The organism is Gudongella oleilytica (genome assembly GCF_004101785.1).
Taxonomy (GTDB): domain Bacteria; phylum Bacillota; class Clostridia; order Tissierellales; family Tissierellaceae; genus Gudongella; species Gudongella oleilytica.
On record NZ_CP035130.1, the window covers coordinates 1,739,740 to 1,761,380 of the forward strand.

The 21,641-nt window shown below is 42.2% G+C and carries 22 protein-coding genes; 5 read left to right on the forward strand and 17 right to left on the reverse strand.

All coding sequences use genetic code 11. The annotated features are described in order from the left end of the window. Positions 1-11 precede the first annotated feature (11 nt). Entirely contained in the window at positions 12-998 is a 987-nt protein-coding gene (gene queG / locus EC328_RS08345; RefSeq protein WP_164906083.1) for a tRNA epoxyqueuosine(34) reductase QueG, read from the reverse strand. Between the two features lie 107 nt (positions 999-1,105). Here queG and rodA point away from each other — a divergent pair, with 107 nt between their 5' ends. Beyond that, positions 1,106-2,215 (forward strand): rod shape-determining protein RodA, encoded by a 1,110-nt coding sequence (gene rodA / locus EC328_RS08350; protein WP_128426359.1) that lies wholly within the window; start codon positions 1,106-1,108, stop codon positions 2,213-2,215. Between the two features lie 108 nt (positions 2,216-2,323). Further along, positions 2,324-2,686, forward strand: coding sequence for a PadR family transcriptional regulator (locus EC328_RS08355; protein ID WP_128426360.1), 363 nt, complete (start codon positions 2,324-2,326; stop codon positions 2,684-2,686). A gap of 59 nt (positions 2,687-2,745) precedes the next feature. Here EC328_RS08355 and EC328_RS08360 read toward each other — a convergent pair whose 3' ends face one another. From EC328_RS08360 to EC328_RS08375, 4 genes are read right to left on the reverse strand one after another with little or no spacing between them, the layout of a single operon-like run. Continuing rightward, on the reverse strand, positions 2,746-3,354 hold the full coding sequence (locus EC328_RS08360) for a thymidine kinase (protein WP_128426361.1): 609 nt from the start codon (positions 3,352-3,354) through the stop codon (positions 2,746-2,748). Between the two features lie 52 nt (positions 3,355-3,406). After that, complete coding sequence (locus EC328_RS08365) at positions 3,407-4,174, reverse strand: epoxyqueuosine reductase (protein ID WP_128426362.1); 768 nt, start codon at positions 4,172-4,174, stop codon at positions 3,407-3,409. A 1-nt stretch (position 4,175) separates the two neighbouring features. Continuing rightward, entirely contained in the window at positions 4,176-4,784 is a 609-nt protein-coding gene (locus EC328_RS08370) for a peptidylprolyl isomerase (protein WP_128427031.1), read from the reverse strand. Position 4,785: 1 nt separating this feature from the next. Next, entirely contained in the window at positions 4,786-5,487 is a 702-nt protein-coding gene (locus tag EC328_RS08375) for an MgtC/SapB family protein (protein WP_128426363.1), read from the reverse strand. 139 nt (positions 5,488-5,626) lie between these two features. On the opposite strand from EC328_RS08375, the gene EC328_RS08380 reads away from it, so the two are divergent. Continuing rightward, positions 5,627-5,950 carry a DUF1667 domain-containing protein gene (locus EC328_RS08380; RefSeq protein ID WP_128426364.1) on the forward strand — a complete coding sequence of 108 codons (324 nt, stop codon included), beginning with the start codon at positions 5,627-5,629 and terminating at the stop codon, positions 5,948-5,950. On the opposite strand, the gene EC328_RS08385 is transcribed toward EC328_RS08380, so the two are convergent. The 6 genes from EC328_RS08385 to EC328_RS08410 form a co-directional block, all read right to left on the reverse strand. Beyond that, positions 5,943-7,301, reverse strand: coding sequence for an MATE family efflux transporter (locus EC328_RS08385; protein ID WP_128426365.1), 1,359 nt, complete (start codon positions 7,299-7,301; stop codon positions 5,943-5,945). The genes EC328_RS08380 and EC328_RS08385 overlap by 8 nt on opposite strands. Before the next feature lie 208 nt (positions 7,302-7,509). Then, positions 7,510-8,151 carry a PAQR family membrane homeostasis protein TrhA gene (gene trhA / locus EC328_RS08390; RefSeq protein WP_128426366.1) on the reverse strand — a complete coding sequence of 214 codons (642 nt, stop codon included), beginning with the start codon at positions 8,149-8,151 and terminating at the stop codon, positions 7,510-7,512. An 11-nt stretch (positions 8,152-8,162) separates the two neighbouring features. Continuing rightward, positions 8,163-8,924 carry a type I methionyl aminopeptidase gene (map, locus tag EC328_RS08395; RefSeq protein ID WP_128426367.1) on the reverse strand — a complete coding sequence of 254 codons (762 nt, stop codon included), beginning with the start codon at positions 8,922-8,924 and terminating at the stop codon, positions 8,163-8,165. A 4-nt stretch (positions 8,925-8,928) separates the two neighbouring features. Next, complete coding sequence (locus EC328_RS08400) at positions 8,929-9,870, reverse strand: tetratricopeptide repeat protein (protein ID WP_128426368.1); 942 nt, start codon at positions 9,868-9,870, stop codon at positions 8,929-8,931. A gap of 54 nt (positions 9,871-9,924) precedes the next feature. Continuing rightward, positions 9,925-10,734, reverse strand: a complete 810-nt coding sequence (locus tag EC328_RS08405; RefSeq protein ID WP_128426369.1) for a nitroreductase family protein — start codon at positions 10,732-10,734, stop codon at positions 9,925-9,927. Positions 10,735-10,765: 31 nt separating this feature from the next. After that, complete coding sequence (locus EC328_RS08410) at positions 10,766-11,320, reverse strand: phosphatase PAP2 family protein (RefSeq protein WP_128426370.1); 555 nt, start codon at positions 11,318-11,320, stop codon at positions 10,766-10,768. Between the two features lie 206 nt (positions 11,321-11,526). Between EC328_RS08410 and EC328_RS08415 the strand changes: the two genes are divergently transcribed. Continuing rightward, on the forward strand, positions 11,527-13,395 hold the full coding sequence (locus EC328_RS08415) for an ATP-dependent helicase (protein ID WP_128426371.1): 1,869 nt from the start codon (positions 11,527-11,529) through the stop codon (positions 13,393-13,395). 14 nt (positions 13,396-13,409) lie between these two features. Here the strand turns inward: EC328_RS08415 and EC328_RS08420 are convergent, their stop codons facing one another. The 3 genes from EC328_RS08420 to EC328_RS08430 are packed head-to-tail and all read right to left on the reverse strand — an operon-like array spanning position 13,410 to position 16,106. Continuing rightward, positions 13,410-14,135 (reverse strand): HAD family hydrolase, encoded by a 726-nt coding sequence (locus EC328_RS08420; RefSeq protein ID WP_128426372.1) that lies wholly within the window; start codon positions 14,133-14,135, stop codon positions 13,410-13,412. A gap of 31 nt (positions 14,136-14,166) precedes the next feature. Next, positions 14,167-15,225: an endonuclease/exonuclease/phosphatase family protein gene (locus EC328_RS08425; RefSeq protein ID WP_128426373.1), complete on the reverse strand. Its 1,059-nt coding sequence runs from the start codon at positions 15,223-15,225 to the stop codon at positions 14,167-14,169. A gap of 14 nt (positions 15,226-15,239) precedes the next feature. Then, positions 15,240-16,106, reverse strand: a complete 867-nt coding sequence (locus EC328_RS08430) for a DegV family protein (RefSeq protein ID WP_128426374.1) — start codon at positions 16,104-16,106, stop codon at positions 15,240-15,242. Between the two features lie 143 nt (positions 16,107-16,249). On the opposite strand from EC328_RS08430, the gene pepT reads away from it, so the two are divergent. Then, the gene (gene pepT / locus EC328_RS08435) at positions 16,250-17,476 is read left to right on the forward strand and encodes a peptidase T (protein ID WP_128426375.1); all 1,227 of its coding nucleotides are present in this window, start codon (positions 16,250-16,252) and stop codon (positions 17,474-17,476) included. A 27-nt stretch (positions 17,477-17,503) separates the two neighbouring features. Here the strand turns inward: pepT and EC328_RS08440 are convergent, their stop codons facing one another. From EC328_RS08440 to typA, 3 genes are read right to left on the reverse strand one after another with little or no spacing between them, the layout of a single operon-like run. After that, the gene (locus EC328_RS08440; protein ID WP_128426376.1) at positions 17,504-18,325 is read right to left on the reverse strand and encodes an aminotransferase class IV; all 822 of its coding nucleotides are present in this window, start codon (positions 18,323-18,325) and stop codon (positions 17,504-17,506) included. Between the two features lie 9 nt (positions 18,326-18,334). Beyond that, a complete protein-coding gene (cls, locus tag EC328_RS08445; RefSeq protein ID WP_128426377.1) occupies positions 18,335-19,792 on the reverse strand; it encodes a cardiolipin synthase in 1,458 nt (485 codons plus the stop codon). A 21-nt stretch (positions 19,793-19,813) separates the two neighbouring features. Continuing rightward, positions 19,814-21,628: a translational GTPase TypA gene (gene typA, locus EC328_RS08450; RefSeq protein WP_128426378.1), complete on the reverse strand. Its 1,815-nt coding sequence runs from the start codon at positions 21,626-21,628 to the stop codon at positions 19,814-19,816. Between the last annotated feature and the right edge of the window lie 13 nt (positions 21,629-21,641).

Consider the following 21,641-nt stretch of genomic DNA (forward strand, 5'->3'; position numbering starts at 1 on the left):
GAAAAGAAGACTCATAAATAAGGCTTCCATAGCTCAACCTCTCTTTTCCTGAGATTTTCAAGCTGATCCTCTAATTCAGACTCTATGCCCATATTTTTAATGGCTATGAGTGCATTTCTTATTAGAACACTTCTGCCTCTCCAGTTCCCGGCCATATCGCCATATTTATCTGTGTAATCCCTTTTGCTCATCTCAAGCAGCTCCTTTATGTCAACACAGCCCCCAGTTTTTAAAGGCTGGAACTCCTTGTACCGAGATGATCTGACACCCTTATTTTTAGGGCATACAGCCTGACAGGTATCGCAGCCATATATCTTGACACCCATCCTTTTTTGGAGCTCTTCTGGTATGTACTCCTTTGTTTGAGTAAGATAAGATATGCACTTATGAGGATTCAGGACCCCTGGAGCCTCCAGTGCTCCTGTGGGACACGCATCGAGACAAAGTCTGCAATCTCCGCATTGACTTTCAATGGGGATAGCATCAGATGACAATTCAAGGCTGGTGAGTATGTAGCCAATAAATACATAGGACCCGTATATGGGATTTATAATACAGCAATTCTTGCCATAGTAGCCTAGTCCCGACCTGTAAGCCAGTTCCCTGTCAACCAGTGGCCCGGTGTCAGCGAATGTAAGGTAGCTGCCACCCAGTACAGACTCAAGCCTGCCTGAAAGCTCCTTTAGGAGTTTCTTAACCACTATATGATAGTCAAGGCCCCAGGATGATCTGCTTAGACTTCCCTTGATAGTTACCCTGGAGCTGGTCTCACAGGCTGTATTATATGGAACTGCTATAGTTATTATTCCCTTACATTCCCTGAGAGTCATGGTAGGATCTATTCTATCCTTTACGGATTTTGGCTCAAACTCAGTAGCGAGTCCTTTGCTGATCCTCGATTCAAGTACTCCCTGAAGTCCGGATAGCACCTCGTTACCTGCAAATCCAACAATATCTATATCCAATCCCTTAGCTATATCACTTATTGTTTTTATCATTCCAAATCTCCCTCTCAGATGATTATAGCAAATTTGCTTAAGCATTCCCACTACTTCGAATCGATGTATTATGATATAATATCATCTGGAATAAAGGAGTCGATGAAATGTTCAATCTAAGAAAAAAGGCTTTCAAAAAATTTGACTTTATATTACTTGCAACGGTCATTATACTTTGCATCTATGGCCTTGTAATGATATACTCTGCAACTCTAAGTATGGAAAATTTAAGGTATGTGAAAACCCAGGGCATTGCAACTCTGATCGGTTTTGCAGCAATACTTTTTCTTGTTTTCTTCGACTATCAGTTTCTGGGGAAGCTTTACATCCCAATATATATAGTCTCAATGGGTCTCCTGCTATCAGTATTGCTCATGGGTGTGGGTGATGAACAATGGGGAGCACGTTCCTGGCTTTATATCGGCAGCTTCGGCTTCCAGCCGGCAGAGTTTGTAAAGGTTGGGCTGATAATCTCCCTTGCACAGTACATGGATAAGCATAAGGAGGATATCAACTCACCATTTGTTTTGCTGAAGACGCTTGCCTTGGCATTTTCACCGGTGATATTGATACTTATGCAGCCTGATATGGGAACTGCAATGGTATTTGTTTTTATTATTGCAGCAATGTTATTTGCAGGCGGGATAAAATGGAAGTACATCGGTCTGGCATTTGTTGTGGGTTTGATGAGCCTGCCTGTGATCTGGATGAGACTTGACGATTTTCAGCGTGACAGGATATTTAACTTTCTGGACCCTGAAAGGGATACAACTAATACAGGTTATCAGGCTTTACAGGGCAGGATAGCTATAGGCAGCGGAAAAATGTTTGGAAGAGGCTTATTTAAGGGAACCCAGACTCAGTTCAATTATATTCCTGAAAAACAGACTGACTTTATATTTGCAGTTCTGGCAGAAGAACTGGGGTTTATTGGCGGAGCATCACTCATACTGCTTTACTTTATTCTATTGTACAGGATAGTCAAAATAGCCAAAAATTCTACGGATACCTTCGGCTCTCTCATGTCAACAGGTCTTGCAGGGATGTTCTTGTTCCATATATGGGAGAATATCGGAATGACTCTAGGTTTGATGCCCATAACTGGCATTCCCCTGCCTTTCATGAGCTATGGAGGAACCTTCCAGCTTATCAATCTTGTGTCAATTGGAATAGTTATCAGTGTAGGGCTTCACAGAGATGGTTTAAGCTTTGAATAAGATCCTTCAAAATCAGAGGTTAATAACCTCTATTTTTTTACACAGTACCTTTCATTATAAGATAGTGTGTATTATATTATGGTTGTGCCATGAAAGGGATTGAAGATAGTGAACATTCAATTCAAAAAAGGGGTTCTTGAGCTTTGTGTTCTTTCACAGCTTTCTAAAAAGGATTTTTATGGGTATGAATTGGTTGAAAATATATCAAAGTACGTCCTGATTTCTAAGGGAACCATATATCCGCTGCTTAGAAGATTTAGAACCGACGGTTATGTTACGACATATCTGGAAGAATCGAAGGAGGGACCCCCAAGAAAGTATTACTGCCTTACTGAAAATGGCAGGGAGGTATTGGAGAAATTGGAAAGGGAATGGAACACCTTTGTTAACGGGGTCAATCATTTACTAAGGAATGAAGTGAATGAAAAGGAAAGAGTATTTAATCAGTTTATGATCGAACAGGAAGTATAGCTGTAGTTTCTGAGTGGTTGGATTAATATTAAAAATCCCGGGGATTCTCCCCGAGATTTTTATATAAATGTTACCTGGTTTTTATTTACGATTGCATCCTCCAGCCTTTTTTCCTCTAAATAGCAGCTTCTGCATAGAGGCTCATACTCTCTTGAGGCTCCGATCACTACCCTTTCCCTGTCCTTGGTTTTCCTGTGGCTTACCCATGCATCAGTTCCGCATTTTACACATACTGCATGGTGCTTAGTCAAATAATCAGCTATTGGCATCAGCTCCTTGACTATCTCGAAGGGCTGACCCGCAAAATCTATATCAAGTCCTGCTGCAATGACTGTAATATTCTGCCCTAAAAGGCTGTTCACGCCTTTTATTATTTCATCAAGTCCGCCACCCAGAAACTGGACTTCGTCTATAGCTACAACTTCAGGCTTGTTAAGGCTGCACTGCCTGAGTATTTCCGATATACCCTCGACCAAAACTGCTTCAAGAGTAGTATCATCGTGTGTCACGATCTCTGAGCTTGCATATCTTGTATCAACTGAAGGCTTGAAAGCCAGGGTCCTGTAGCCTGCGATCCTGAATCTTTTTACGTCTTTTTCCAGACTTGATGTTTTACCAGAAAACATCGAACCGGTGTGAATTATGAGCTTTCCTTTGTACTGATGCATAAACGCACCCCCTCATATTTTTCCCTTACGCTGATCCATGAAGGGATTTTTGTCATACTGATTGTGCAACTGGCTTTATTGTGGAACAAGGCAGTCCTGTCAGACATTTACCGCAGCATTTTGCCTCACCAAGCTCTCCGAATCCAGTTGCATTAACTTTTAAAACCTCATTGCAGCCAAATCTGTCAAACCCATTATCCAATGCACCCACCATGCAGTTGTCAACACATATCCCACAGCTGTCATCCAGTTTTTTAAGACAGTATTCACGATCTGGTCTTTTTGTAGGATCAAGGTGAAGGCTTGTCACCACGTTACCTAATCTACCACAGCACCCATTTTCAGTTATAAGCATATTATTGATTCCAAAGGTTCCAAGACCTGCTATGTATGCTACGTGCCTGTTGGACCATACGCTTTTTAAGGTATCATAGTTCATATTTAGTTCTTTTGGCAATTTTCCCGTTCTCCGCCCGGAGTCATTGAGAAACTTGATCAGTCGATCATTGATCTCTGAGATGAGAATGTTGGTTTCAATGTAAGCCATTGCCCACTCCCTTGAGCATTCAGTACCTCCAGCATTGCTATCGACCACCCAATCCTCGAAGGGCAAAAAATAGGCTATAACCGACTTAGCATCGGGATCAATATCAAACGGCTCATAATGATCCGGATCAGCAACCTGCTTTAGCATTTTAAACATCGGATCAGCGGCATCTGCATATGCAACCAGGGGTTTCTTCCATCTGGTCGATATATCCTCATTTTTATCAAATTCCCTTACTGCATCGTGAATGACCTTTTCTATATCAGATTTCATCCTATTCACTCTTCCAAGGTACTATGGTAAGACTTTCAATAATAACTGGCTTTATCGGTTTGTCGCCGCTTCCTACGGCTGTTCCTGCTATTAGGTCAACTACCTCCATTCCCTCGAACACCTGACCAAATACGGTATGCTTGCCATCCAGCCAGAATGTGCCTCCCAATTCTCTGTAAGCATCCACCACATCCTGAGGATAGCCTCTTTTTTCTCCCAAATCCTCCATTTGTCCGAGTATATTATTCTCAACACTTGTCTTTTGTACTATGAAAAACTGGCTTCCATTCGTATTCGGTCCGGAATTAGCCATAGATAAGGCACCCCGGAAATTTCTGTACATTGTGTTGAACTCGTCCTGGAAAGGCTTGCCCCAGATACTCTTGCCGCCTCTTCCCGTCCCCTCGGGATCTCCCCCCTGTATCATAAAATCATTTATTACTCTGTGAAAAGTGATTCCATCATAGTATCCTGACCTTGCATGGGTTGTGAAGTTCTCCACAGCCTTTGGCGCAACCTCAGGGAACAACCTAATCTTTATCTCACCGAAATTCGTTTTCATTACCGCTATTTCCTCATTGACCTCAGGCTTCATAAGCTGCTTTAACAAATCAGTTTCCTCCCTTTCTATTTCTCCAATTTTCAATCCTTTGATCCTCAAAGTCAACCTCATCTATATCCCTGATATGGAACAGACTGTCGTAAAGGCCCTGAAGATTAAGATTGATTGGCTTCTTGACATAAAATTTTATCTCGATTTTACCTGAGCCTTCGTCATCGTCCTTTATATCATCGATAGTAACGTTACGAATAGAAATATTGTACTCACCTAATACAGTGCCAATATCTCCAATCAATCCAGCCCTGTCGGTAGCAGTAACTCTGACCAGCTTATTTGCTCCTCTAAGCACATTCACCTCGAAATTTCCCAATGCAACCAAGGATAAAAGCACTATTGCAGCTGTAACCACACCACCCAGGTAAAAACCAGCCCCTATGGCAAGGCCGATCCCGGCGCATACCCATAGGCTTGCGGCTGTTGTCAAGCCTTTGATATGGCTGCCGGTTCGAAGTATCGTTCCCGCTCCCAGAAAACCTATTCCGCTTACTACCTGTGCGGCAAGTCTCGCGGGGTCAGCACTTTCCCCCATTCCATAGGCAGAGACCAGCATTATGAGTGTTGAGCCCACGCTTACAAGAATATGTGTCCTGAATCCGGCAGGCCTGTTGCTTGCTTCTCTTTCGATTCCTATAGCTCCACCTATAATAGCTGACAGTATCAATCTTAATACCATTTCCAGTTCACTTAGCATAGGCTCACCTCGCTTTCCAGCCTTTATTAAGATTTTACTAGATTATTGGACCGGTGGCAACTTGTATGCTATAATTTCAATCGAGGTGTTGATATTGATTTTTTTTAATGTGAAGTGCAATATATGTCCAGTCGGGTGCATGCTTGAAGTTGGTGGATCAGAGACTGACATCAATGTTACCGGAAACAGATGCGGCAGAGGAATAGAATATGCACGAAAGCTGATTTCCGACGAGAGTAAAATATTAACCGGTCGATGTATTCTGTTAAACGGTCCAATGGGCAGGCTGCCCGTAGTCTCCAGCAAACCGGTCCCAAAGGATATCTCAGACGCTGTACTTGAGCAAGTAAGGAACCTGAGAGTATATGCTCCAGTTGAAAAAGGCCAGATATTGATCGAGAATATAATGGGGTCAGGGATAGATATCCTTGCTCAAAGACGAGTAGGCAGGTCCTCTATGTAGCAGAGGCCTGCCTAATGTTTATCAAAACTACTTTGAACCACAAATATAATATTAAACCCTTCAGTATACTGGAGATCGAAATTGCCCACCATATCCCCAATAATCCAAGGGCTGTTGATGACATGGTTGCAGCCAGAGGTATCCTCGAGACATTTAAGGTCATTCCCACCATAGTAGGCGGTATGGTTTTTCCCAATCCATTAAAAGCACCGGCAGTACCAATCTCAACGCTCATGAAAAATTGTGACAATCCAAGTATCCTAAGATATTTGACTCCTTCCCTTATTGCTTCAGGGTCTTCAGGTGTAAAAAAGGAAAACAGAGGCTCAGCTGCAAAAATCAGCATCAGGGATGAAAAAATACCAAATCCTCCAAGTACCCTTATGCCTTTTCGATACCCTTCCTTAATCCTATCAAGCTTTCCAGCTCCATAATTCTGACCTACAAAGGCTGATATTGCAGACGCAAAGCCTTCAGATGTCATCCAGGAAATGGATTCGATTTGAGATCCTATACTTTGGACCGCAATAGGTATTGAACCAAACCCTGCTACCAGCCGCGTGATTATTATACTTACTGCAGCATGAGTTCCCATTTGGACAGAGGGAGGTATCCCTAATTCAGCGATCCTCGATATTCTTTTGAAATCAGGCTTCTCAATTATCCTTGCATGGGAATAAAGGGTGCCTTTACTGAAACCAATGTATAGGAAGATAGCTGTTACTGCTATTTGAGCAGTCACGGTTGCGATTGCGGCTCCTTCCACCTCCAGTCTTGGGAATGGACCAATCCCGAAAATAAGGACAGGATCAAGGACCATATTTATTATGAGCCCAATTGTATTGGTCTTAAATGGCGTGACGCTGTTTCCGGAGCTGTTGAGTGTCGCTGAGAAAACCGGGTTCATGAAGAAAAAAATCATCCCTGCACTGATTACAGATAGATATCTTACGGCCATATCTACCACATCAGCTTCCTGAATGTTGAAGAATCCGATTATCTGCTCCCTGAATAAATACAGAGCTGCTCCGTATACCAATGCGATAGCAATGTTAAGCTGAAAGCCAGATGTAATAAATCTTCCCGCCTCTTTTTTATCACCTCTGCCATAGCTCTGTGAGACACTTACTCCGATTCCTACCTGGGAAATCATGACAAGAGATGCGGCTAACCACAGGAAAAATCCTGCTGTTCCAACAGCTGCAACTGAATCAGTACTAAGCCTCCCCAGCCACATAACATCCGTCAGATTATATGCCATCTGAATAAATGAAGTCCCCATGATCGGCAAAGCAAGCCTGGTCAATGTACCTATTATTTCCCCTTCAGTAAGCTTAAGTTCTCTTCCCATAGGCAATCTCCTGTTATTGAATTACCCTATCATTCTATCTGACCCACCTTGACTTTGCAGCAGTCTGTTTTTATTTATAACTTTGATTCCTCATTGAAAAAGAGCCGATTGGCCCTTTTGGTTAATAAACGTGAATAATTGATCCTGGTTCTCAAAGTCTGCCCATGGATGGATTCATGAATGCAGACACGAGGTGAAGCTTTGACAACTATTTAAGGTAGATCATTATACCTACGAAATGAAGGACACTGGCAGCAAGTACGAAAAGATGCCAAATACCATGGTTATAAGGTATCTTCTTTATGGAATAGAAAATCGTACCAAGGGAATAGAGCAATCCTCCTCCGAGTATAAACCCGAAAAACCCCCATGAGGTAGATTGTATAATCATTTTTATCGGCAGGATCGCCAGCCATCCCATACCAATATATATGGCGAGCGACACAGTTTTATACTTATCAAATTTACCGTAGGTCATTATTTTGAAAATGACCCCACCCAAAGCAACTGTCCAGATCGCAGTCAGATAGATCCATTTTGATGATCCATTGAGCGCCAAAACCAAAATCGGAGTATATGTGCCCGCTATAAAAAGAAATATTGATGAATGATCCAGAACCCTTAATATCGATTTTACTTTTGGCCCTGTGACTGAGTGATACAGAGTAGATGACAAATACATAATGATTATACAGACACCATAGACAGAAAAAGCTGCAATTTTTGAAGCTTCGCCACTCCCTACTGACACGATTAGCATAGTTAGTAGTGCACCTACTCCGAACAGGACACCTGCTCCATGAGTTATGCTGTTAATAATCTCTTCTCTTTTTGAGTATACCTTTATCATGGGACTACCTCCTATTCTCTTGATTCACCCTGATCTGTCAGGATGATCGGTCCGTCCTTTGTTATTGCTATCGTGTGCTCGTACTGTGCTGACAAACTTCCGTCTATAGTTCTGGCGGTCCACTTGTTGTCATCCAGCTTCATTCCGTACTCTCCTGCATTGACCATGGGCTCGATGGTAAAAACCATACCCTCCATCAGTCTTACGCCCCTCCCGGGCTTTCCAAAATGAGGGACCTGAGGATCCTCATGCATGTCCCTTCCAATTCCATGACCAACAAAATCTCTGACTACTGAAAATCCGTTTGATTCGACGTATTGTTGTATAGCACTACCAACGTCACCTAGTCTGTTGCCAGGAACTGCCTTCTCTATTCCAAGATAGAGTGACTTTCTGGTTACGTCCAGGAGCTTTCGAGCCTCCTCGGAAACCTCACCGACTGTGTAGCTCCATGCAGAATCTGCCAACCAGCCGTCAAGCCTTACAACCATATCGATCGCCAGTATGTCTCCTTCCTTTAACTTTTCATCCCTTGGAAAACCATGGCAAATCTCATCATTTATAGATGCACATGTAGCATATGGGTATCCATGGTAGCCTTTTTGCTCGGGAATGGCACCTCTTTCATCAAGGTAATCCTCGACGAACCTATCTATCTCCATGGTAGTGATTCCAGGCCTTATTAGCTTAGCTATTTCTTTGTGCAGACCTGCCAGAAGCTCCCCGGCTTTTTTCATTTTTTCTATTTCTTCCATAGTCTTGATAATGATCATCCAGTTATCTTCCTTTCTGTATTGCTTCCATAGCTTTATCTAAAAGGTCCTTAAAAATAGGATTCTCTCTCAGAGTCTCAAAGTCATTATCTCTCCTGACCCAAACAGCCAGGTAAGGATTCAATTTCAAAGCTGATTCCAGATCAAGAATAGCCTCCTCTTCCCTTCCAAGCTTTGAAAGGCAACATGCTCTATTATAGTACAGGTCATGAGCTGACGGAGAATTCCTTATCCCTTCCGAAAGGACCTCGACAGCCTCATCTAATCTATCCTGCTCTATCCTTATTGCTGAAATATTGAGATATGCATTGCCAAAGTCAGCCTTCAGGTCCTTGGCACTTATATACTCCTCCACAGCTTTATCAAGCTCTCCTAAAGCCTTCAAAACAACTCCCATATTAAATCTTGAGAGATAAAACCCTGGATTTTCAGTTATGCTTTTATCCAGATAAGCTCTGGCAAGCTCATATCTACCCCTGGCTTCCTCCATTGCTCCCAAATTGTTCAGTGTATAGAAATGATTCGGGTCAAGTTCAAGTATTTCATGGTAAAGCTTCTCTGTATCCTCTTGATTTCCTAATTTCTCGTACACGAGAGCAAGGTTGTATCTGCTGTCAATATCATCCGGGTCCAGCTTTATCGCCTTGGTATAGTACTCTGCAGACTCATCAAGCTTACCTTCCTCCTCACAGATAACACCCAGCTGGTAGTAAACGTCCCTTGTCGAGGTGTCCAGCGAAAGTATCCTTTGGTTAAAATCCCTGGCTTCATCAAGCTTGCCCTGCTCAAGATAGATTGCACCGAGATTGAATAGAATAAGACATTCATCCTCGACGGTACCTGGAAAGCTTAGAGCCTTTTTAAACATACTGACGGCTCTATTCTGGTCACCTTCATGGTAAAACCTTTCTGCCAGGGTCATATAATTTTTTCTTTTAGTCTCCATTATCTCACTCTCTCAACGGTCTCTCCAGAAAAAAAGTAGAGGGTCTCCTCTACCTTAAAGCTTAAAGCTCCCGATATGTCTGTACTTCTTGCCCTCGATTTCAACGTCATCAAGATTTATCTCCCAGCCTGTACCTATCCCTTGAAGCTTGGCAAGCTCCTCACAATAGTACATAACGATACCTGCATCCATTAGATTGTTGTCCCCGCCTTCCTCTACGACAAACAGATCTATTTGGGTATCGTGAACCACAAACCTCCAAGGCTGCCTGTTGAACCTTGATGGTGCGAACCTTATATAAAACAGGAGATCTCCAAGACCTCTCATCTCCAGCTCATCCATAGTTATGGGCTCCCCAAGCTTTTCCTTGAATACAAGCTCTTCCACTCCCAGCCTCTCGCTGAATGGCTCATGTATGAACGGGTTCTTGGGCTTTGGATAACCAAACGCAAGGATTGCTTCGTAATCGCTTGAGGTGTCTCCAAAAATCACTGTCTTACGTTCCTTATCAACGCCATTCAAGCTGACCCAGCAGGTTCCAAGGCCCATATTGTTCAAACCGGTTACAAGCTTTTCCATATTGTAGCCGCTTAGAAGGAGAGTCTTTTCATCCTTCGCAGAAAAATCAAATGCGATATAGTGAGGACTTTCGATCATTACTCCGGCATAACCTCCAAGACCCTTGAGACTGTCATAAATATGCTGACCATACTCATAAAGCTTCACCTTCATGTTTATCCCTGAAAGCTCTTCATTTATACTGCCTATCAGGCTTTCAACCTTTGTTAAATCGGCTTCGGTAATAGCTTTTTTCTTGAACTCCCTTGTTGATTTTCTGGTCTTTAAAAAATTCATCATATTCATGTGCTTATCCTCCTTGATATAGAATGATATGTTAATTGATTCCAATAATTGAACCAATCCTCCCCACAAACGGAAGGAAGTGCATGTGTACTGTTACACTTGCAGTTATACCCAAAATTATCCCTGCAGCAACGTCAGTCGGGTAATGTACTCCCAGATATATCCTGCTCATCCCGATAATTATCGCCATAAAAAATACCAATATTGTAAATTTAGGCATATTAAGGGCTATAGTTGTAGCTAGAGAGAAGCTGGCGGTGGTATGACCTGAAGGGAATGAATAATCTCTAAGATCTATACCAAAGGTGTGAAGATGCTCAAGTATCTTGTACGGCCTTTCCCTGCTGAAAAGCTTTTTAAGTGACTGTACGAATATCTGTCCAAATGACAAGGCAACTATTGCTTCCAAGCCCATAAACTTTACTTGTTTTGAACCAAAAACAATGAGAGCCGTTGCAAATATAGTCGTAAAAACTGCACCTCCAAGGTCAGTCACTCTTATCATGATCCTGTCCAGGTACTTGTTTTTGATCCTTGTATTTATTAAATGTATAAAGTGAGAGTCAAATTTTTTTAATATTTTCATCGTATAGAGCTCCTAAGTTTTATCTAAAACAATTATATTACATTTCTACACGATTATCAAAGATTAAATAGCTATGTAAGATGCTGTAAGAGCTTTGCTTCTCAGCTTTATCCCTGCTCATTGTAAATCATATAGACTCTTGAATATCAATATTCATCAGCTCATGTTTTTATGGTAGAATTAAACTTGATTCCAGGAGGTGCAAAATGAGATTCAGCAGAGAACAAGAATCAGCAATCAGGCATAAGGATGGGCCGGCATTAGTCCTTGCTGTACCAGGCGCAGGAAAAACAACTGTACTTATCCATAGAACCTATGGGTTGATACATCAGCACGGAGTGGACCCCTCAAGCATATTATCAATAACGTTCAGCAGAGCTTCAGCAAGTGACATGTCTTCAAGGTACAGGAGGAACTTTGCAGATAGTCCTGTTCCTGACTTCTCGACTATTCATGCTTTTTGCTTTAGTGTTGTTCGGGACTTTGCAAAAACCTCAGGGAAGAGTTTCAGACTTATTGAAGATGAGGGCACAAGCATAAATAAATTCAGCATTGTCAAAAATCTTTACCTTGAAAAAAACGGTTACCAAATAACCGAAGAAAAACTGGAGAACTTCTTCTCACATGCCGGATATATAAAAAATATGATGCTGGAGCTAAAGGAATATGACAATGCCAGGTCATCGGACGTCGAAGGCTTCCCTGAACTTTTTACAGCATATGAGGACTTCAAAAAAAAGAACAGACTTATTGATTTTGACGACATGCTTGGAATAGCTTACAGACTTTTCATCAAGTATCCAGGTCTTCTGGCTCACTACAGGTCCAGGTACAGATATGTGCAGCTTGACGAAGGTCAGGACACTTCAAAGCTTCAGCTTGTGATACTAAGACTGTTGTCAGAGCCTGGAAACAATCTTTTTATAGTTGCTGACGATGACCAGTCCATATATGGTTTCAGAGGTGCTCATCCCGAGGGTCTTCTTTCCTTTTCAAAGGATTTTCCTGATGGAGCGATTTATTTTATGGAGGACAATTATAGGTCAAGTGCAAATATTGTGTCTGTATCCGGTCAGTTTATATCACAAAACAGCGGCAGGTATAAAAAGACGGTAAGAACGAATAATCCACAGCTTGAGCCAGTTCAGATATTGAGGTTTAGAAGCGCTGACGATCAATACAGTTATTTGGTTGAAGAACTGTCAAATATTTCAAATCCATCTGAAGCAGCCGTATTGTTCAGAAATAATCTGTCCTCAATAGGGATAGCAAATGCGCTATATGCTAATGACATCCCCTTCTACACGCGGGATTCAAGGCTAAGGTTTTTCAATCATTGGCTGATAAAGGATATAGAAAGTTTCCTCAGACTTGCAGAGAATCCAAAGGACAAATCAGCATTTGAGAACATTTATTATAAAACTAAGGGCTATATATCAAAGAGTATGATGCAGCATGTGAAAGGTAAAGGCCACAACGAAACAGTATGGAAAAGGCTGCTTTCCTTTCCGGGTCTTACTGAATTTTACAGACGCCAGATAAATGAGCTGGATCTTGACTTCAGAAGATTGGCAAGGTTAAAGCCTGAACCTGCAATAAGATTCATTGAGGACAGCCTACGCTATATGGAATATCTAAAGGAAAATTCACAAAGGTCTGGGTATACATTCGATTATCTAAAGGAGATGCTCTACCATTTAGGCTGTATTGCGAAAATATCAGACAATAAGGATGATTTTAAGGATAGAATGAGGAAGCTTGAGGCAATATTCTCAAATCAGAATCGAAATAAGACGGGCGTGGCTTTGTCAACCATTCACTCCTCAAAGGGTCTTGAGTACGACCATGTATATTTAGTTGACCTCATAGAAGGCGAGTTCCCGTCCCAGTCAAGTATAGAAGAGCTTAATAAAGGTTCTTGCCATCTTTATGAAGAGGAAAGAAGAATTTTTTATGTTGGCATGACCAGGGCGAGAAAAAAGCTTCACCTTATAACCTATGACTCAGTCAACGGAGAGGGTGTCAAAGCTTCAAGATTCCTCGGGGAGCTTCAGCTCCAGCATAAAAAACAATAGACCAGCAGGCTGGTCTACAGCACCTCTACTTCAGGGGTGCATTTATAAATCACGTTCTTTCTCTCTACAATTATGGTTGTCTTGGAGGATAGCAGTCTGTCCTCCTTGATTTGTGTTAAAAGCTCCTTGTTTGGATTTATAGCTACCGGATTTCCTATTCTTCTAAGCATGGAAAGGTCACCAGTGGTGTCGCCATATGCATAGCTTGAATCAAGATCGACGTTATGAGCTGAAATTATCTCGTCAACAGCCTTCTTCTTGCTCTCAGAATCCCACATCCTCCTGATCTCACCTGTAAACCTGTTGTCATCGTCTACAAAGTATTCAGTTCCCCTGTATTCTGTTGCACCATATTTTTCAGCCATCCTGGATACAAGGAAGTCAGGGCTTCCCGATATGAAAAAGACCTTATGACCCATTGATTTGTGCCAGTCTATCTGGCCTCTGGAGTACTTATATACCATATCCCAGTTTGTTTCTATTACATGGTTTGCTACGTAATCCACATGGTCTCTTTTGATCCCCTTGAGTTCATCCAGATATACACCTGCCAGGATTTCAAGGTATTCCTCGAAGTCTCCATATCTTCTTTCCCATTCGTCATAAGCTTTCTTCACCTTGGTATACCATACCTCCGGATCTATGATCTCAAAGCTTATCAGCTTTCTGAAATGTTCGATCATAAGGGAATTTCTGAATATCGTTCCGTCTATGTCGAAAAATGCTACCGTAGTCCCCATCAACCTATCAACTCTCTCCCATTATTCTTTTTCAGTTAACTAACCTCATTTTCAGCGTAACTGCATTATGATGTGAATTGGCAAAATCATCATCCATGGCATAGACCCCCTCAACCGATATATTGTCTGAGACCAGGAATCCGTCTACAACTGCCTTAAAAGTTATCCCTGGGCTGTAAGGGGATTTCAAAGATCTTTTAGTAGGAGTCGCCTTGTCTATAGCCCAGGAAAAACCTTCAGGAACAAACTCTCCAGGCAAATCCTTCAGCCAGCTTGGCCATGCTTCCACAACTGTAAAGCTAAGTGGATCTGTTCCCGGCAGGCTGTGACTCCAGTCGCCTCCGACGATCACATAATTACCTTGCGAATACTCGGAGCTTATGAAGCTATTAAGCTCTCTAAGCTGCATTTCTCTGGTTATTTCCTTGTCGTTATAGGGTGCAAGCTGTAGATTTATAAGCACCAGTTCTCCGCCATTGCGTACAGGATGCCTTGTCTCAACAAAGCACCTGTCCATGAGAAACAGATCCATAGGCCAACTATCTGTATTATACAGATTATGTCTTTCAGCCCTTAAAATATTGTATCTGGACATTGTCATCAATCCGCTTGTAACCTTGCCGATTGGCCTGAATATTGGAAGCGGTATGAAGTCAGCATCGTGATTGATTCCGAATACGCTGCCAAAATGGGGGTAGTTTATCCTAAAATATTCTGACTGGTCGATTTTTTGACTTCTTGAGGACCCAATATCTACCTCCTGGATAAAGAATATCTCCGAGTCTGTAGAGTCGAGATCAAGAATGAGAGAATCAAGTTTTTCCTGTATATCCACCTTATCAGCCCTTTTCTCAGGTCTTCCACCTTCGAAATACGATACTTTAGTATCATCCAGTCCACCATAACCTATGTTGAGAGTAGTTATGCCTATGGTTTCTCCTACCGGGACCTCAGCTACCTGATTATTGGTCACAGAAAGAGGGATGGATCCTTCGAAATCAGAATCTGTGATGGTTAGATATACGAGAGTTCCTGAAAACAGCAGTATAAATGCTATTACAAAAACTAAAAATACCTTGATCCATCTCATGGTTTACCTCCAAATCACACCAGATTTCTCTTAGAGTAGAATACACTTATTGTCCCTGGGCCTGTGTGAGCGCCTATAACAGACCCTACAAAACTAATATAAAAGTCATTGACTCCAAATTTCTCTGCTATCATTTCCCTCATTCTTTCAGCAGCCTCAGGATCATCCCCGTGGTATATGAATACCTTCCTGTTGGAGAGATCCTTATCAACGGATCTTTCTTCCATCAGCTCGAGGATCCTTCTTAAGGCCTTCTGCCTCCCCCTAACCTTGTCAACCGGTCCAAGCTTCCCCTCCTTGACCTCAAGCACAGGCTTTATATTCAGCATGCCTCCCAGAACAGCATTTGTTTTGGAAACTCTACCGCCTCTGTAAAGGTATTCGATATCATCGACGGTAAAAATATGATCAATATTTTCAATATAAAAATTAGCTGTTTCAAGTACCTTTTCCATCGAAGCTCCTTCATTAGCTTTTTTTGCCGTCTCATAGACGATCATACCGAATCCTCCGGATGCGGCCTTCGTGTCTATAAGCTCTACGTCGAGCTCAGGATACTTTTCTAAAACACTGTTCTTAGCCATTCTTGCTGACTGAAATGTTGCTGAAAGCTCAGATGAAAATCCAAGATATATAGCTGATTGTCCTTCTCTTGCAATTCTTTCAAAAGACTCCTCAAACACGTGAGGCGGCACCTGGGCTGTCTTATAGATTTTCCCTTCTCTCATGCCATCATAAACATCCTTTGGAGTTATATCAAGCTGATCCCTATACTCTCTTTCCTCGTTTATAACCAGTAACGACAGAACTTCCAAGCCCAGCTCAGCAGCAAGTTCTGGTGGTAAATCACAACAGCTGTCAGTGATTATTTTAACAGTCATACTCTTACCTCCTTGCATATTTTCTTTATATGTATGCCCATTATTATAGCATATTCTAACAGGTTATTGCTAAAATTAACCACTATTGAAATAACATGACTTAAACTATAATTATAATGTAAAATAGAACCAGGAGGGATCATATGGATAAAATAATGGATAGATTTTTAGAGTATGTCAGGATCGAAACCACATCAGATGAAAGCTCAACATCGGTTCCGAGTTCAGCAGGGCAATTGGCATTAGGAAAACATATCGCTGACGAGTTGAAGTCTATGGGACTGGAGAAGGTTAATATTGATCATAACGGCTATTTAACAGCAGTTCTACCTGCTAACACTGATGCCGATATTCCAGTCATCGGTTTCATAGCCCACATGGATACAAGCCCGGATATTTCCGGGAAAAATGTTTCTCCAAGAGTAGTAGAAAAATACGATGGAGGGGATATTCTGCTCGATCCTGCCGAAGGGATCGTTTTGTCACCAAGGGATTTCCCTGAATTAAGTCAGCTCATTGGAAAAACCCTTATTACCACTGACGGCTCCACTCTGCTTGGGGCAGATAATAAAGCTGGAATAGCTGAGATAATAACTGCAATTGAGTACCTTATAAATAATCCTGGAATACCCCACGGTGAAATGAGGATTGCATTTACTCCTGATGAGGAGATCGGCAGAGGTGCTGACCACTTCGATGTGGATGCTTTTGGAGCTGACTGGGCTTATACAGTCGACGGCGGACCTGTAGGTGAGCTTGAGTTTGAAAATTTCAACGCTGCATCGGCTAAAATAGTTATCAGCGGCAGAAATGTCCACCCGGGAACGGCCAAGAACAAGATGATAAATTCGATCCATATTGCCCATGAGCTGGGTGCTATGCTGCCTGTAAATCAAAGACCTGAATTTACTGAAGGATATGAGGGCTTCTTCCATCTTATGAGAGTCGATGGTACAGTTGAAAGAACAGAGTTAAGCTATATCATAAGAGATCATTCATTGGAGGAGTTTAATAATAAGAAATCGATCCTTCAGGAAGCAGTGAACTATATCAACAAAAAATACGGTCAGGTGGCAGAGTTGACATTGAAGGATTCATATTTCAATATGAGAGAGAAGATCGAGCCGGTTTATGATATCATCAAGCTTGCTGAAAAAGCTATGACGAGGCTTGGTATCGAGCCTAAGATCAAACCAATAAGAGGCGGTACAGATGGCTCAAGGTTATCCTTTATGGGGCTTCCATGTCCAAACCTTTTTACCGGGGGCTACAACTTCCATGGAAAATATGAATTCATCACTATAGAAGGTATGAAACTGGCGGCACTTACAATAGTTGAAATAGCAAAACTCGCTGCAGAGGAACAGTAAAATCAAGACCCTAAGTTGATCAGGTGATCAGCCCAGGGTCTTGTATATCATTGATTCATAGGCATCCAGAAGCTTCTTTATTACAGGGTTGTTTACAGAACCCAGCACATAAGAATCCACATAAGTTATTGGAAGAACTCCAATGCTGGTTCCCGAAATGAACATCCCATCTACTGAATTCATTTCATCAATATGGAGCTTTTTTTCCTCCACTTCATATCCGATATCCCGGCACAGCCTAATTATATGCTTGCGCGTAATTCCCAAAAGGACATCAGTGCTTGGTGCAGTATACACTCTCCCATCGATAATATAGAACATGTTGGATCTGCTGCCTTCCAAAATGAAGCCTTCTCCATTCTTTAACAGCACCTCAAATGCATCTGCCTTCTCCATCGCATCCTTGACCCTTTGCTTGTAGTCCCCATGCTGTATCTTTGCATTTGGGTTGTCTCTTTGATGGTCGAGCAACGTGGTTTTGATCCCTTCTTTATAATAGCTCTTAGGCGGATAAAAGCTTTCAATTGCCATAACAATGAACCGCTTGTCCCCAAAATCATCTTCAACAGCCATAAGCTTGATATTGTTGTTTTCAATCCCATTTTCCTCGATACATTTACTGCAGAACCCCTTGACCTCATCCCTTGTAAAACCAATGTCATAGCCGATCAGACTACCGGAATTATACATCCTGTCAAGGTGATCCTCAAGAAAGAGAGGTCTCCCTGCGACGACTCTGACTACCTCATAAATTGGCGGCTTTGATATCAAATCAAACACCGTTGCATCATCTGATCCAACAATAGCTCCATTAAGTACATAGCTGCTCATTATCGCTTCTGATCTCATAGCTCCTCCTTATAGTATAGGTGATAGAAGTCTGGATACTGACTCCTTCATCTTGATCATTCTTGACCTCTTATTATATTCCTCGATCGTTATCTCATGGCAATTTTGAAGATCCCCGATAAACCTGTCTGTCAGGGCTTTATTTATCTCGCTGTCATAAATAAATGCATTTATCTCAAAGTTCAGCTTGAAACTTCTTATGTCCAGATTTGCAGTGCCAACAGACGATACAAGGTCATCCATTATCATCACCTTTGAATGCAGAAAGCCCCGTTCATAGGTATAAAACCGAACCCCCGCCTCTAAAAGATCTCCAATATAGCTTAACCCTGCCCAATAAACAAATGGATGATCCGGTTTATTGGGAATCATGATCCTGACATCCAGACCAGAAAGACCTGCGATCCTCAGTACCTCAAAAATGCTGTCATCAGGTATGAAATATGGAGTTTCCATATAAAGCTTCTTTTCCGCATTAGCTATCATCTTAAGATAGCCATCCTTAATGCTTGGCCATTTGGAATCGGGACCACTGCTTACGATCTGAACTCCTACCTTTTCCTCATTGATCTCAGCACCCACATAGCTCTGGCAACCAGTCAGCTCCTTTCCCGTTGCAAATCTCCAGTCAAGGAAAAACTGCCACTGGAGTGAGCTAATAACAGAACCCCTCAGCTTCAAATGAGTATCTCTCCAGTAGCCAAACTTCCTGGAAATACCAAGATATTCATCCCCTATATTAAACCCGCCCATAAAAGCCACTTCACCGTCTATGATACATATCTTCCTGTGATTTCTGTAGTTGATCCTTACATTTACAATCGGAATAAACGGAGGGAAGAAGAACGCAGCATTCCCGCCGGCAAGCTTTAGTCTCTCCAGGGCTTTTCTGGACATCTCCCTGCCACCCATCCCGTCAATAAGAAGCTTAACCTCTACCCCTTCTTCAGCCTTTCTGGTAAGAGCATCAAGCACCTTGCTTCCGATTTGATCGCTATGGAATATATAATACTCCATATGGATGTACCTTTTTGCATTCTCTATGCAGTTCAGAAGACTTGTGAATTTATCCTCGCCGCTGAACAAAAGCTCAACATCATTATCCACAGTGTAAACTGACTTGCTGCTCATAAGGTTGAGCTTTACAATGTCATCATATATCTTGTATTCAGGATTTCTCTTTAGAAACTCCCTGGTTGTAAGATTCTTTTCCTGGTCAGCTATCAGTATATCAAAACAATCATCCTCTTCGCTCTTAAGCTTAAACATCTTTTTCTTTGACATATCCTGCCCGATGAAAAGATATAATATAAATCCAATCCCAGGTAAAAACAGCAGCACCATTAACCATAACCAGGTTGATGTCGGATTTCTCCTTTCAAAAAACACCAAGGCTAAGGCGAGGAGCATATTTATCCAGATAAGGTTGCTGAATGCCCATTCATATAATGAGATTAATGCTTCCAAATCTCTTCCCTCCAGGGTGAATTACTTCTTTGATTTATACCTCTTTCCTGCGTCCAATATTCTCTTTCTTATCCTAATAGATTTCGGAGTTATTTCGATCAGTTCGTCGTCTTCAATAAACTCCAAAGCCTCCTCCAGCGACATCAGCTTGGGGGGAGATAATCTAAGCGCATCGTCTGAGCCTGCGGCACGAATATTTGATTGCTGCTTTTTTCGTGTGACGTTTACCTCTATGTCCAGTCCCTTGGGATTGGATCCTACCACCATGCCCTCGTATACCTGAGTTCCAGGCTCTATAAAGAGGATACCTCTTTCCTGGGCTGAATACAAGCCATAGCTTGTCGACTCTCCAGTTTCAAATGCTATTATCGATCCTGTCTTTCTTCTTGGGATCTCGCCCTTGAAAGGCCGATATCCATCAAATATGGAATTGAGTACTCCATTTCCTTTTGTGTCTGTTAGAAACTCTTGCCTGTAGCCTATGAGACCCCTTGCCGGAATCGAAAACAAAAGTCTTGCATATCCTCCATTTGACTCAGACATGCTTACCAATTCGCCCTTTCTCTGGCCAAGCTTGTCTATGACCGCTCCTACAAATTCAGAATTGACATCAACTGTCACTATCTCCATTGGCTCATGGCGTTTTCCTTCTATCATTCTGTAAAGTACTTCAGGCTTAGATACCTGGAATTCATAGCCTTCTCTTCTCATATTTTCAATTAGAACAGAGAGATGAAGTTCTCCTCTCCCCGAAACCTTGAAGGCATCGGTAGAGTCAGTATCCTCGACCCTAAGGCTGACATCAGTCTGAGCTTCTCGGTAAAGCCTTGTCCTAAGCTGTCTGGATGTTACGAATTCTCCCTCTCTCCCGGCAAATGGACTGTTGTTTACTGAAAATGTCATCGCTAGTGTAGGTTCAGATATTTTTACAAAATCAAGGGCTTGAACAGCATCAGGATCGCAAACCGTGTCCCCAATTTCTATGTCCGATGGGCCCGACACAGCTATAATGCTCCCCATTGCAGCATAATCAACCTCTACTCTTGTAAGACCCTGGAACTCGTAAAGCTTCGATATCTTAGCCTTAAGCTGTCTTTCTGGGTGAGCCTGGTTAACTATCACAACATCCTGCCCTATCCTGATAGTTCCTCTCTCGACTTTGCCTATCCCTATCCTGCCAATATACTCATTGTAATCTATGGTCGATATAAGAAGCTGAAGAGGTTCCTCCGCATCCCCTTCTGGTGCAGGTATATACGTCAGGATGGTTTCAAATAGAGCCTCCATTGATTCCTCATCGCCTCCGGGTTCAAGAGCTGCGGTGCCTTTCTTTGCCGAAGTGAACACGAACGGGCAATCAAGCTGGCTGCTTTTTGCTCCCAGTTCTATTAAAAGGTCAAGGATCTCATCAATTACTTCCTCCGGGCGTGCCTCAGGCTTGTCTATCTTGTTGATGGAAACTACAACTGGCAGTTCAAGATCCAACGCCTTCTTGAGTACAAATTTAGTCTGGGGCATCGGTCCCTCGAACGCATCAACCAGGAGAACTACTCCATTTACCATCTTAAGTACTCTTTCAACCTCTCCACCAAAGTCGGCATGTCCAGGGGTATCTACTATGTTGATTTTTACGCCTTTATAGTTTACAGCTGTATTCTTTGCCAGGATGGTTATTCCTCTCTCCCGCTCTATGTCATTTGAGTCCATTACTCTTTCATTGACCTGCTGGTTTGCCCTGAATATTCCTGATTGCTTAAGCAGACTGTCTACAAGCGTTGTCTTTCCGTGGTCGACGTGGGCAATTATTGCAATGTTTCTAATATCTTCTCTTATCATTTAGTATTACAGA